Annotated in this window: 10 protein-coding genes and 3 pseudogenes; 9 read left to right on the top strand and 4 right to left on the bottom strand. The window is 38.0% G+C overall.

All coding sequences use genetic code 11. The features are described from left to right. Nucleotides 1-83 precede the first annotated feature (83 nt). The 8 genes and pseudogenes from ACFINL_RS02845 to ACFINL_RS02810 form a co-directional block, all read left to right on the top strand. Nucleotides 84-1,127, top strand: a complete 1,044-nt coding sequence (locus ACFINL_RS02845) for a tetratricopeptide repeat protein (RefSeq protein ID WP_375649880.1) — start codon at nucleotides 84-86, stop codon at nucleotides 1,125-1,127. Between the two features lie 605 nt (nucleotides 1,128-1,732). Next, complete coding sequence (locus ACFINL_RS02840; protein WP_375632054.1) at nucleotides 1,733-2,101, top strand: helix-turn-helix domain-containing protein; 369 nt, start codon at nucleotides 1,733-1,735, stop codon at nucleotides 2,099-2,101. 633 nt (nucleotides 2,102-2,734) lie between these two features. After that, nucleotides 2,735-3,133: a hypothetical protein gene (locus ACFINL_RS02835; protein WP_375649877.1), complete on the top strand. Its 399-nt coding sequence runs from the start codon at nucleotides 2,735-2,737 to the stop codon at nucleotides 3,131-3,133. Between the two features lie 164 nt (nucleotides 3,134-3,297). Beyond that, nucleotides 3,298-3,507 (top strand): hypothetical protein, encoded by a 210-nt coding sequence (locus tag ACFINL_RS02830; protein ID WP_375649873.1) that lies wholly within the window; start codon nucleotides 3,298-3,300, stop codon nucleotides 3,505-3,507. After that, a complete protein-coding gene (locus ACFINL_RS02825; protein ID WP_375611779.1) occupies nucleotides 3,468-3,866 on the top strand; it encodes a helix-turn-helix domain-containing protein in 399 nt (132 codons plus the stop codon). The genes ACFINL_RS02830 and ACFINL_RS02825 overlap by 40 nt, the downstream gene beginning before the upstream one ends. A 441-nt stretch (nucleotides 3,867-4,307) precedes the next feature. After that, nucleotides 4,308-4,883 (top strand): elongation factor P, encoded by a 576-nt coding sequence (efp, locus tag ACFINL_RS02820; protein WP_015856958.1) that lies wholly within the window; start codon nucleotides 4,308-4,310, stop codon nucleotides 4,881-4,883. 11 nt (nucleotides 4,884-4,894) lie between these two features. Next, a complete protein-coding gene (locus ACFINL_RS02815) occupies nucleotides 4,895-5,686 on the top strand; it encodes an inositol monophosphatase family protein (protein WP_375629708.1) in 792 nt (263 codons plus the stop codon). A 6-nt stretch (nucleotides 5,687-5,692) separates the two neighbouring features. Then, nucleotides 5,693-6,371: pseudogene (locus tag ACFINL_RS02810) on the top strand (inositol monophosphatase family protein); the annotation flags it as partial. A 494-nt stretch (nucleotides 6,372-6,865) separates the two neighbouring features. On the opposite strand, the gene ACFINL_RS02805 reads toward ACFINL_RS02810, so the two are convergent. The 4 genes and pseudogenes from ACFINL_RS02805 to rpmE all read right to left on the bottom strand — a co-directional run bounded on the left by ACFINL_RS02805 (nucleotide 6,866) and on the right by rpmE (nucleotide 10,152). After that, nucleotides 6,866-8,146, bottom strand: a complete 1,281-nt coding sequence (locus ACFINL_RS02805; RefSeq protein ID WP_375611744.1) for a hypothetical protein — start codon at nucleotides 8,144-8,146, stop codon at nucleotides 6,866-6,868. An 854-nt stretch (nucleotides 8,147-9,000) separates the two neighbouring features. Next, nucleotides 9,001-9,247, bottom strand: a pseudogene (locus ACFINL_RS02800) (ABC transporter); the annotation flags it as partial. Between the two features lie 209 nt (nucleotides 9,248-9,456). Continuing rightward, nucleotides 9,457-9,677: pseudogene (locus ACFINL_RS02795) on the bottom strand (ABC transporter); the annotation flags it as partial. A 253-nt stretch (nucleotides 9,678-9,930) separates the two neighbouring features. Continuing rightward, nucleotides 9,931-10,152, bottom strand: coding sequence for a 50S ribosomal protein L31 (rpmE, locus tag ACFINL_RS02790; RefSeq protein ID WP_005774581.1), 222 nt, complete (start codon nucleotides 10,150-10,152; stop codon nucleotides 9,931-9,933). A 187-nt stretch (nucleotides 10,153-10,339) separates the two neighbouring features. Here rpmE and ACFINL_RS02785 point away from each other — a divergent pair, with 187 nt between their 5' ends. Further along, nucleotides 10,340-12,130: an ABC transporter transmembrane domain-containing protein gene (locus tag ACFINL_RS02785; RefSeq protein ID WP_375649865.1), complete on the top strand. Its 1,791-nt coding sequence runs from the start codon at nucleotides 10,340-10,342 to the stop codon at nucleotides 12,128-12,130. The last annotated feature ends 686 nt before the right edge of the window (nucleotides 12,131-12,816 follow it).

Raw genomic sequence — 12,816 nt, 5'->3', positions numbered from 1 at the left:
AATATAGAAATGAAATTCTTATACGGCTTGTAATGATGAAAAAAAAATGTGAAAATTCTGATCGGTAATGAGGAGAAAACACCATGATCAAGAGAAGCGTGAAGCTGCTCATCTTAGGCGTGATTGGGCTTGCAAGTTCTGCTGTAAGTTCAGCGGGAAACACTGAAGAAATCTCAAATTCTGAAAGCTCTTTCAATACGATTCAAGAAGCTTCAAACACTCAAGAACCCTTTCAGCCCTTAAAAGCTGGAGACTATGACCAAGCCTATGACTATTACATCCAAGGTTATTATTTAAAAGCTTTTCGTGAAGCACTCCGACGTGCTGAAAAAAATGATCCTTTTGCACAAACTCTTCTTGCCCGAATTTATATGGAAGGATGTGCTGTTCCTATTGACGGTGCGCGTGCTGCTTTATGGTTTGAACGTGCTGCAAAACAGGGGGAACCCCAAGCACAACTACGCTATGGACTTATGTTGTTTGATGGTCACTTTATAAAACAAAATCAAGAACTTGGTGAACAGTTCATTCAAAAAGCTGTCAAAGCAGGCGTCAAGGAAGCCTATTTTTATTATGGACAACTGCTTCTTTATAAAGCCTCACAGGAAAAACAAGCTCTCCCTGGTGTTTCTTCCCAAAGTCGTGAAAATGAAGCAATAGAGCAAGCCTTAAAATGGTACTTAAAAGGTGCTGCTCTTGGGGATGCTGAAGCGGCTTTTTCTGCTGCAAAAATTCTTTCCTTAGGCACATTAAAGCGACCAAAGGATGATCGCAATGCCCGCAAGCTCATGGAAGTAGCAGCTCAAAACAACCACTTAAAAGCTCAACTTCATTTAGCACAATGGCTTGTACAGGGGCGTGGAGGAGAAACAGATTTTCAGCGTGCTTTTCATTTACTTCACAGAAATGCCGTCAACATGATTGCACCAGCACAGATTTCCCTTGCAAGGCTTTATCGAGATGGCACAGGAACAAAAGGCGATATAATAATGGCAGCGGCATGGTATATGCTCGCAAAGGAGGCAAAAATGCAAGCTCCTGATCTTGAAATAATGCTCCAAGGCATGGATAAGGCACAACTAGAAAAAGCGCACAAAGAAGCAATAAAGCTCCTTCCTGTTTTTTAAAATACTCCTCTCTGCATCAAAAAGATAAAATTTATAGAAATTCCGGGAGATTTTGCTCTGTCTAGGTGCTTTAAGCACTAAAAGCAAAAAGGCTGATTCGGATTCAGTATTTTCAAACTCTCGGAATACCAACGCGAGGGCGCTCGCAACCGGCGGGGGCTTTAAAATGCGAGCCAAAAATCTTGATAATGACATTTTCATTGGTAAAGAAAACGCACTGGTATCATTTGCTTAACAAACAATACCCAATAAGCAAAAGAGCTAGGCTATCCTGAAAATTCCGCAAGCTCTATTTTTTCATTCTTTTTGCTTGGATGAAAAACACGCCGACTCTCAGTAAAAAGCTATTTTTTATTGCCAAGCCTCCGAAATTACTTTACATATTGAAAAGTGTTTTGGTCGCATACGCAACGACCAATAGGGCTCTAAAAACCCGAAACCTCGTACATAAATTTACCCCGCTTTGCGGGTATCCCGGAATTCCGGGAGATTTTGCTATGTCCAGGTGCTTTAAGCACTAAAAGCAAAATGCTGATTCGAGGTCAGTGTTTTTAGACTCCCGGAATACCAACGCGAGGGCGCTCGCAACCGGCGGGGGCTTTAAAATGCGAGCCAAAAATCTTGATAATGACATTTTCGTTGGCAAAAAAATTCGTTTGAGACGAAAAATGCTAAAAATGTCTCAAAAAACATTAGGTCAACATTTAGGTGTTACTTTCCAACAAATCCAGAAATATGAGAACGGCTTAAATCGTGTCAGCGCAGGGCGTTTAAAAGAAATTGCCGATATCTTAAATGTTCCACTTGTCTTTTTCTATGCAGATATCTTAACAAAACAACAGCCCCCGTACTCTCATGATGAAATCGCATCAAGTACAGAGGAATACCTACTTTTAAAAAGATTTAGAGTTCTAACCTCGATAAAACAAAGAGCCATTTTACAATTACTCTCTGATCAAAATGAAAGCTTTTAACATCATAATATAGGGCGCTACACTCTCTATTCTTGACTTGCCTCCCACCCCTCAAAGGACAGAAGCCCCTTCCCTATCCAGTTGGGAAACAATCCGTCTTCTCAGAACAGAACTCTTTTAGCTTCCCATTTTATGTGGTTCATTTCACAAGATTATCCGGACAAGCTCTCCCTCAAATATTCACCACACACTCTCATAAAAACATCACATGTACAAAGTTTTATGTCTTATAGCACCACACCTCAAACGACAGTATTTTACAGCAAACAGAATAAGCATTCATACGTATTTAAAAAAAGACAGCCCTCAAAAAGCAATGCTTGAAAATTTTTTTGGTCGATCTGGAACAGAACCTAACGCATCATTTTATAATGGTGATAGAGGACATGATCTTAACATGCAAACGCAAAAAATTGCTTTTTTATCATAATCACTAAAAGCAGCTGTTTATTAAAATATACGCCACCAGAAGCACTTCAAGCAGCCTTTACAGCTGAAACCATTATTCATTGATTAATTAACCGATTGATTAGATACCGATATGTTGTTAATGTGCTATAAGTAAAGTTGCTCTTAATTTCTGGAAGAGGAGCTTCGCAAATAAAGAGCAACAATAAGTAAGGGGAATTAAAGATGTTAAAATATTTATTGCTGTCACCGGTTGTGTTGGTGGCTGGTTGCGCATCTGTAGGCAATTATTCATCAAATTATGTTGATCAAAGTCTTACAAAGCGTCAGGCACAATTAGTTGCTAACAAATTTATTAGCGATATCAAGAGATCTCTACCACCAGCTACAACCACACTTCTTATAAAGAAAAATAATACAGCAGACAACTTTACTCCTTTATTTATCAATCTGTTGCGACGGAATGGATATAATGTGATCTATACAGATCAACCTCAAAAGCAACAAAATATGGGTGTAACTTTGAGTTATAGAATAAGATTAAATAGTAGAGTTATAGTGTCTCTTCTTCAGTATAATGTGAACGGAGAACCACGTGCTCATATAAGTACTCAGCCCAAATGAACCCGCTATTTAATGTAAACATTCTCTATATTTTACACGTAAAGACTTAAAAGTTCTTGCGAAAGGCAAAGAGATTTGCACCTCAATAAAAAACCTCATTTTTAGCCAGAGTGGATAAATTTTATTATAGATTGTGACAATACAAAATAGTGTAAATTATAGCTTTGAGATTAAAGAAGAATACTAAAAATAATGAAAATGCCCCACACCCTAGTGAATTGTTACGCGAAGATGTAAATGCAAAACTTGGCTTATCTGTGATTAAAGCAGCTGAAGAGTTTTCTATATCCCGTGTAGCATTTTCTAGGGTTTTGGTAAAAATCCTTATAACGACATTTTCAGCGGCAAATTCATTGGCAAAAAAATTCGTTTGAGACGAAAAATGTTGAAGATGTCTCAAAAAACATTAGGTCAACATTTAGGTGTTACTTTCCAACAAATCCAGAAATATGAAAACGGCTTAAATCGTGTCAGCGCAGAGCGTTTAAAAGAAATAGCCGATATCCTAAATGCTCCACTTGTCTTTTTCTATGCTGATATCTTAACAAAACAACAGCCCCCGTACTCTCATGATGAAATCGCATCAAGTACAGAAAAATACCTGCTTTTAAAAAAATTTAGAGTCCTGACCTCGATAAAACAGAAAGCCTTTTTACAGCTGATCTCTGATAAGAATACAAACGAACACCCCGCGATAACACACACCACGCTCTATCCCATGAGACACTCATAATAAACTCCGTATTCACATATTCATCACATATTCTTAATTAAAAACACCTCATGGTTTTAGGGAACTTATATCATTGCCATCAATTATATTATTGCCATCAATGATGATATTTTACGACACAACGGGATAAATTTCCCCAAAAATTCTAAAAAATTTTTGTGCAAATTTTTAAAAAGCTTGCGTCTGAGCGCTTTTTATGGTCTTGCAAAGAACTGAAAAGCAAAAATACATAAAGGTCCTTTTTTACTTAAGCTTTTCTCTTTGCAAAAAGTAGGAGAAAGCCCATAAAGAGCACACAGGACCATGAGAGAGCCGCAAGGTTAATCAAAGGGATTTTAGCCCGAAAATAACAAAAGAGCTTGACTGTTAAAGGCAGCAAAGAAAAGCGCCATAAAAACAACAAGAGAGTTCTTTTTGCAAGAATAGAATTGGATAGAAACGATGAAAATTAATGGCAATGAAATTCGCCCTGGTAATGTGATCGAACATCAAGGAAGTTTATGGGTTGCTGTTAAATGTAACGCTGTAAAACCAGGAAAAGGTGGTGCATTTAACCAAGTTGAAATGAAAAATTTGATTGATGGTACAAAACTTAATGAACGCTTTCGTGCTGCTGAGACAGTTGAACGCGTGCGCCTTGAACAAAAGGATTTCACATTTCTTTATCAACAAGGGGATGCTTTGGTCTTTATGGATTCAGAATCTTATGAACAACTTGAACTTCAAAAGGATTTTGTTGGTGAACGTGCTGCGTTTCTCCAAGATGGGATGACTGTTACAGTTGAACTTTATCAAGAAAAGCCTATTGGCATCTCACTTCCTGATCAGGTTGCTGTCACGATTGCAGAAGCCGACCCTGCCATCAAAGGACAAACGGTTACCTCCTCTTATAAACCCGCCATTCTTGAAAACGGGATTCGTATTCTTGTTCCCCCCTTTATGAATGCTGGTGAACGTATCATTGTAGACACCAATGAGTTGATTTATTTGCGTCGTGCAAATGAAAAAGATAAATAAAGGAATAAACAATGGCCCATTCTGCAGTCATGAATGTCATGGTGCAAGCTGCAATGAAAGCAGGACGCTCGTTGGTACGTGATTACGGTGAAGTGCAAAATTTGCAAGTGTCTTTGAAAGGACCAGCAGATTATGTCAGCCAAGCAGATCGCAAAGCGGAAAAAATTATTTTCAATGAATTAAGCAAAGCGCGCCCCAAATTTGGTTTTCTGATGGAAGAGTCAGAAGAAATCATTGGAGAAGATTCACAACACCGTTTTATTGTTGACCCTTTAGATGGCACCACAAATTTTCTCCATGGCATTCCTTTTTTTGCTGTTTCCATTGCCTTAGAAAGCCAAGGAAAAATCGTTGGTGGTGTCATTTACAATCCCGTGAGTGATGAACTCTTTACCGCAGAACGCGGGTGTGGTGCTTTTTTCAATGACCGCCGCTGTCGCGTTTCTGCTCGACGCAGACTAGAAGATTGTGTCATTGCTACAGGAATGCCTCATTTTGGTCGCCCAAATCATGGAGCCTATCTTATTGAATTACGTAATGTGATGGCAGAGGTTGCCGGACTTCGCCGTTTTGGTGCTGCTGCGCTTGATTTAGCTTATGTGGCTGCTGGAAGAACCGATGGCTTTTGGGAAGATAACCTGCAAATTTGGGATATGGCTGCTGGAATATTGATGGTTCGTGAAGCCGGTGGTTTTGTCACCGATAAAGAAGGCGGCAACAATATATTTCGCAAAAAAAATATCATTGCCGGCAATGAACACATTCGCCTAAAATTAGAAAAAACCCTCAAAAAAGGCATTTAAGCCTAAAAAAATCCAGCAGATTACCTCAGCCAAGCAGATCGCAAAGCGGAAAAAATTATTTTAAATGAATTAAGCAAAGCGCACCCCAAATTTGGTTTTCTGATGGAAGAGTCAGAAGAAATCACTGGAGAAGATTCACAACACCGTTTTATTGTTGACCCTTTGAGATGGCACCACAAATTTTCTCCATGGCATTCCTTTTTTTGCTGTTTCCATTGCCTTAGAAAGCCAAGGAAAAATCGTTGGTGGTGTCATTTACAATCCCGTGAGTGATGAACTCTTCACCGCAGAACGCGGGTATGGTGCTTTTTTCAATAACCGACGCTGTCGCGTTTCTGCACGGCGTAGACTAGAAGATTGTGTCATTGCCACGGGAATGCCTCATTTTGGTCGCCCAAATCATGGAACCTATCTTATTGAATTACGCAATATAATGATGGAAGTTACTGGATTGCGCCGTTTTGGCGCTGCTCTTGAGTTTATCTTATGTCGCCGCAGAAAAAACCGATGGTTTTTGGGGAGATAACCTGCACATTTTTGATAAAACTACCAGCATACTGATGCTTCGCGAAGCCGGTGGTTTTGTCACCGATAAAGAAGGCGGTAGCGATATATTCCGCAAAAAAAATATCATTGCCGGCAATGAACACATTCGCATCAAACTATAAAAAAAACTTCAAAAAAGCATTTAATTCTTACAGTTTTTTACAAAACCCTTAGAACCTTAAACAAACACATGAAGAAAGAGTTTTTAATTTTCTTTCAAATAACGATAGGAAATAACTGATTAGATAGTGACAAAAAACATCACCACGAACAAAAAATGTACTTGCTATAAGCCCCCACAAAAGCAATCCCCAATAGCTTACCTTATGGACGTTTCTGTTATTCAAATTCCCCTGCAAACAAACTGAAAAAGGCAATAAACAAAAAAACATCACAACCAAACGCCACAAGAAACAATTATCGCACCTGAGGCAAAAACCTCTCCTACTTCTCTTGAGAGATCACTCTTACACTGCGCGCAAAAACTTGACTCTAGAAGAGCCCACTCTCTCCTTTTTGGTAAGAGCTGCGGCATATACCTCTATTCTCTTTTCACAAAAATACGCAATTATGCCAATTTCCATTAATATATTAATTCATACAATTGTTATCAGCTTCTCCTTCTTTTCAGCATTATTCTAAAGTATGTATCAAATAGGCATGGGATTTATAAAAATGCACATTTTTGTTCTCGAGAATTGCTTCTTGAAATTCGCTCACGAACTGTTCTTGATCTTTTTTGATAGCCTCTTCCAGTGCATTTACCTTTTCATCACCAAAAATGATTTTTAATTTTTCTTTTGAATTTCCTATTTTGACAAGCATTTTCCAAAAGATCCATTGATTATCACATTTCTTACTTGACCACTTCATCCATTCTATGACTCCTAATTTATAGGCTTTTTCATATGTTGGAGTCTCTTTAGCAATACGCAACCCCTTTTTCTTTTCTTTATCTTTCTCTCTACAAACATCAATGTCATTTCTAACCGTGGAGTAACGACAATCCTTATCAAAGGCCATATATCCTTCTTTTACCGTATCAATAAGCTGCTTATAGTAAATAAAAGTTTTTCTTGCCGCTTTATAAGCACTGGAAATATCATACAATAATGCTAGAAGCTCTCTTTTACAAATGCATAGTAATTCAGCATCTCTAGGCAGACTAAGATACCAACAAGACAGTATCTCTTCTAGCGTTTCATATTCTGTATATTTAGGTATATCTTCATAATAAATTTCCAAAGACTTTAACTCTTCATAGTATCCTGAAGCCTTGTCTTGTAGTTGCTGTTCATATTCAGCCGTAATCATATCATCAATCATATATAACCACCAATGAAACAACAGCATTGTAGGCTTATAGCGCTTTTTTTTCGTCAAAGGGTCCACAAACTTTCGTAATGTGACACCATTCTGTCTCATGAATCGCACAACTTTAGGATAAGTTTCTTTAAAAATTGGACGCATCATTAATTCATTTATTTTTTTGATATGTTCATCAGTCAGTTCTTTTGTCAGCGCCTTTTCATACAAAAACCACGCTTCTCCATATCCTTGCATACAAATATCTTTTACCATCAAAGGCCATTGTCCGCTCGATTCAGAAGATAGCCAATGTTCAGGATTTTTTATCTCCAGTAAATCTCTTTCCCAATGCTTTGCTTCTTCATCCCATTGTTTAATCCATTTTGGCGATATTTTTTGAGTTTTTTTAACAAGCCTTTGTTCCCATTGTGCAATAATATCGTGGTATATCGCGCACTCTCGATCTTTTAGCTGCAGTAATTTCTCATATTGCTCAAGTTGTTCACTTAATTGCTTTTTCTGATAATTTGCTAACCAAAGACTATAGATTATGCTCCCTATTATAACTATTCCTACTATAACTATGAAAGTATCGTGATCACTCATTCTTGCTTTCTTCTATCCTCACCAACATTTAACGCAGCTCTTTTATCGACTTCTCGATATTGCATCATTATGTGTATATCTGATTTGAAAATCACTACATATTCTATTTTAATAAAAACAATACACAAAATATAGATGTTTTTATTGGTAAAATAAAACAATTTGTATTTAATTGTACTGCTCTAATGATTTATGCACTTTTAAGAAGAGCTTTATAATTCTTAAAATGCACTCCCACAATATTGGTTCAAAGTACTCAAAAGCCTAACACAGCAAAACATGGCTGCGTGCTCACCTTGTTTTATAAAATTGATAAAAAGCGTCTTTTTACTCATTTATCGGCTCTTTTTTAGTAAAGCGACATCATCATACACTTTCCTAATCCCTCAATATTACTACAGCCCCTAAAACTTGAGACGATTCATAAAGAGGACTTATTCTTTCTAAAGTGTTTTATTCACGCGAGCTCTCTCTGCTTGCCACATACAAGAGACATGGTTTTGATTGATTTAATATAACTACATTTGGCATGAGAAAATCCTATGTTTTTCATGATCTTTCATGAAAAACAATGAATTATCCTTATAAATCAACGTGACAGTGCTGTTATGAAGAGAACTCCTTGCTCATCTTAATAGTCCATAGCGATTTAACTGGGTATTATTTTATATTCTGTACACAGAAGTGTCTTTATAAAAATACTTCATCTCAGGCAAAAAAAGAACAGCCCGTTAAAAAAGAAAAACACCTCAATGCTTGCTTTTCTTTTTTCCATGAGAGATTTAAATTGATAAGCCTGTCTGAAAAGAATACTGTTTATGCCCTTAAAGATACTGCTCTTGTATCAAGATCACTTACTCAGATGAAAATTGCAGTTGAGCCAAATGCGCATAAACATTATTTTTTATAATGAGTTGTGTGTTCCTTCTTCCACAAAAGCGCCTTTATCCATCACGAGAATACGATCTGCTTTTAAAATTGTTGCCAAACGATGTGCAATGACCAAGATTTAGGATTTTGCATCAATCCTTCTAAGGTATCTTGCACCAACTTTTCACTGTTTGCATCTAAAGCAAATCTTGCTTCATCAAGTGGCAACATTTTGATTTATAATAATAATTCATTGTCTTGTATGTTGAATGAGAATCCCGAATACCGTAGGATTCTCTCATTTCAAACCATGTTCCATGGTGAACCAACCAAAACCATGTCTTTTGCACGTACCAAGCGGAGAGAGCCCGCGTGAATAAAAAACTATTAAGAAAGAACTTAAAATGCCTATAATAAATTATCTCAAGTGCCAAGGGCTGTAGCAACATCCACGAGTTGGCAAATATAATGACGGTGCCAGCTTGCAACAAGAGGGCTGCATTTCTTAAAAAATGCGTTGTTTTTGCCCCCCAGAAAGCATAGTACCACGTTCTTCTACTTGCGTATCCAAGCCATCTGGTAAAGCTTGAATAAATTCAAATGCATTGGCAGCTTTAGAAGTGGCCAAAATTTCCTCTCCATGGGTATGTTCAGTTCCAAAAAAAGAAGAAAAGTTTACAATTATTTTATTTCAAGTCTTTATACTCTAGGGAAGAAAGGATTTATGCATATATTCAAAATGATTTTTGAATTTAAAAACGCAACCACAATGATTTATAAGTGTTTAAGACCCATCTGTTTATGTCGGATGCGTTTTTGAATTAATATTTAAAGTGCACTCTTTGATAGGATAAAAAACTCATCGTTTGCAATCGATTTGTTTAAAACCCTTGTTCCCCATAAAAAGGAGGCTTTTACATGCCAATATTACCAAAACGATTTTTGAATTTAGAAAGACGACCACCACGATCTACGAGTGTTTGGGAGCCACCTGTCCATGCCGGATGCGTTCTTGGATCAATATCTAGATTAAGAGTATCGCCTTCTTTTCCCCAAGTAGAGCGCGTCGTATATTGGGTTCCATCCGTCATAACAACGGTAATTTTATGATAGTTGGGGTGAATATTCGCTTTCATGCGTCAAACCTTTTGCGTTTATAGAATGAAATAGCACTTGCTTGTTTTTTTAAGTGCACTTCCTTTGTCTTTTTGATACATTGATTTAAAGTATTTATTCCTATAACTGAGCACGCATCAAAAAACAAGTGTTCAAGATACATCATTGTATCAAGTGTTACAAATCCAATACAGTGAGCAAAATTTTATGACATTACGTTCTCGTTCAGAAAAATCGACAAAGTCTTCCCCTAAAAAATCTTCATTCTCTTCGCTTGCAATTTTTGTTCCTTATCTTTTGCGCTATCGTTGGTTGTTTATCTTTGCTTTTCTAGCGTTATCTGTTGCTGCTCTAGTCACATTAGCTTTGCCTGTGGCTATCCGCCAAATGTTTGATCATGGGTTTTCTACTTCAAGCCATGGACATATCAATTTTTACTTTGGAATTTTGTTTATCTTAGCCTTGTTTCTCGCATTTGCTTCAGCAGCCCGTTATTACTGTGTTATCACCTTAGGAGAACGGATTGTTGCCGATTTACGGCGTGATGTGTTTGTCCATATTATGAAACTTTCTCCTGCTTTTTTTGATCGATCACATTCAGGAGAGATTGTTTCAAGGCTTCTAACAGATACCACACAAATAAAATTAGCTGTGGGCTCTACCGCCTCTACCGCATTGCGTCAGCTGATTATCGTGATCGGAGCCGTCGTGATGATGGTGATCACCAATGCTAAATTGTCTTTGTTGGTTTTAGCAGCTATTCCTGTTGTGGCCATTCCCTTGGTAGTCTTTGGACGTAAAGTTCGCTCTCGTACCCGCGCGGCGCAAGATCGTCTCGCAGATGCCAATGCTGTTGCTACAGAGCAGGTAAGTGCTATTCGCACTGTGCAAGCTTTTACCGCTGAAAAACGCGTTACAATACGTTTTTCACAATTGATAGAACGTGCTTTTCAAACAGCACGTGCTTCTGTAATCTTGCGCTCCTTTTTTACGGGGTTTGCAATTTTTTTGGTTTTTAGCAGTGTGGTTGCTGTTTTATGGATTGGATCGCGCGATGTTTTGAATGGAACGATGACAGGAGGGACATTAGGGCAATTTGTTCTTTATGCGGTTTTTGGAGCTTCTACTTTTGCGCAATTATCGGAACTTGGGGCAGAATTAATCCAAGCAGCAGGCGCTGCTGAACGGCTTGCCGAATTATTACAAGAACAACCTACTATTGTAGCACCTAAAAATCCTTTATCATTAGAGCAACCTGTTCGAGGTGAACTTGTTTTTGATCAGGTTGATTTTACCTATCCTTCTAGACCACAAGAGAAGGTTTTACGCTCGCTTTCATTTTCTGTAAAAGCAGGCGAAACGGTTGCTTTTGTTGGGGCTTCTGGAGCAGGAAAAAGCAGCATTTTTTCTTTGATCCTTCGTTTTTATGATCCGACAAATGGAACAATTCGGTTGGATGGCATGGAAATTAATCGCCTTTCTTTACAAGATTTACGCAGTGCAATTTCCTATGTTCCACAAGATGTTGCCATTTTTGATGGAACATTGCGTGATAATATTATTTTTGGAACTGAAAATACCCATGAAGAGGAAATCCTTGCTGCCGCTAAAGCGGCTAATGCACTTGAATTTATTCAAGCTTTACCAGATGGCTTGGATACGCAAGTAGGAGAACGCGGTACCATGCTTTCTGGGGGACAAAAACAACGCATTGGTATTGCGCGGGCAATTTTAAGAAATGCACCCCTGTTGCTGCTTGATGAAGCAACATCGGCTTTAGATGCAAACAGTGAAAAGTTGGTGCAAGACGCCTTAGAAGGGTTGATGCAAAACCGCACAACCTTGGTCATTGCACATCGTTTGGCAACAATTTTAAAAGCAGATCGCATTCTTGTGATGGATAAAGGCGCCCTTGTGGAAGAAGGAACCCATGCCGAACTTGTGGCAAAAAATGGCGTTTATGCTTACCTCGCAAAACTCCAATTTTCACCCGAATAAGTAATCTTGATACAAGAGCAATATCTTTAAGGGCATAAACAGCACTTTTTTCAGACAGGCTTATCAATTTAAATCTCTCATGGAAAAAAGAAAAGCAAGCATTGAGATGTTTTTCTTTTTTCTGCGCAAGATGGAGTATTTTTATAAAGACACTTCTGTGTACAGAATATAAAATAATACCCAGTTAAATCTCTATGGGCTATTAAGATGTGCAAGGAGTTCTCTTCATAACAGCACTGTCACGTTGATTTATAAGGACAATTCATTGTTTTTCATGAAAGATCATGAATACCATAGGATTTTCTCATGTCAAACCCTCATAGTGAGTCAAACAAAATCTCTTGGCTTGCTCATCACAAGCAGAGTTGGCGTGTGAAGTGAAACGGTACAAGAAAGGAATAAAATACCTCCCTTGCCCCTTTACGTTCTAAGGGCTGTCAAAACATTGGGGCGCTGACAAAAGAGTATACGCTGGCAAAGAGTATAATGGTGCTCGCTTGCTGAAACCCTTATGCGGCTCACTTGATAGGCTCTAGGGACACAAGCACTACCCTAAAGACTGACCACACTCTTTAAAAAACTGAATATGAAAAACTTTTCATACCCTCTCTCACCGCTATAAATAATAGTGTTTACCGAAAATCATGACAAATTGTAATTCACAAATACGCTTCTCTCTATTGCAA

It is taken from the genome of Bartonella sp. AA78NXGY, from assembly GCF_042197005.1.
GTDB lineage: Bacteria > Pseudomonadota > Alphaproteobacteria > Rhizobiales > Rhizobiaceae > Bartonella.
The sequence above is the reverse complement of the archived record's forward strand: the minus strand, read 5'-3'. Positions and strand labels throughout refer to the sequence as shown.

Coding starts and splice junctions, on each gene's coding strand:
- ACFINL_RS02845 (WP_375649880.1), top strand. CDS start 84: ATGATCAAGAGAAGCGTGAAGCTGCTCATCTTAGGCGTGATTGGGCTT.
- ACFINL_RS02840 (WP_375632054.1), top strand. CDS start 1,733: ATGCGAGCCAAAAATCTTGATAATGACATTTTCGTTGGCAAAAAAATT.
- ACFINL_RS02835 (WP_375649877.1), top strand. CDS start 2,735: ATGTTAAAATATTTATTGCTGTCACCGGTTGTGTTGGTGGCTGGTTGC.
- efp (WP_015856958.1), top strand. CDS start 4,308: ATGAAAATTAATGGCAATGAAATTCGCCCTGGTAATGTGATCGAACAT.
- ACFINL_RS02815 (WP_375629708.1), top strand. CDS start 4,895: ATGGCCCATTCTGCAGTCATGAATGTCATGGTGCAAGCTGCAATGAAA.
- ACFINL_RS02805 (WP_375611744.1), bottom strand. CDS start 8,146: ATGAGTGATCACGATACTTTCATAGTTATAGTAGGAATAGTTATAATA.
- rpmE (WP_005774581.1), bottom strand. CDS start 10,152: ATGAAAGCGAATATTCACCCCAACTATCATAAAATTACCGTTGTTATG.
- ACFINL_RS02785 (WP_375649865.1), top strand. CDS start 10,340: ATGACATTACGTTCTCGTTCAGAAAAATCGACAAAGTCTTCCCCTAAA.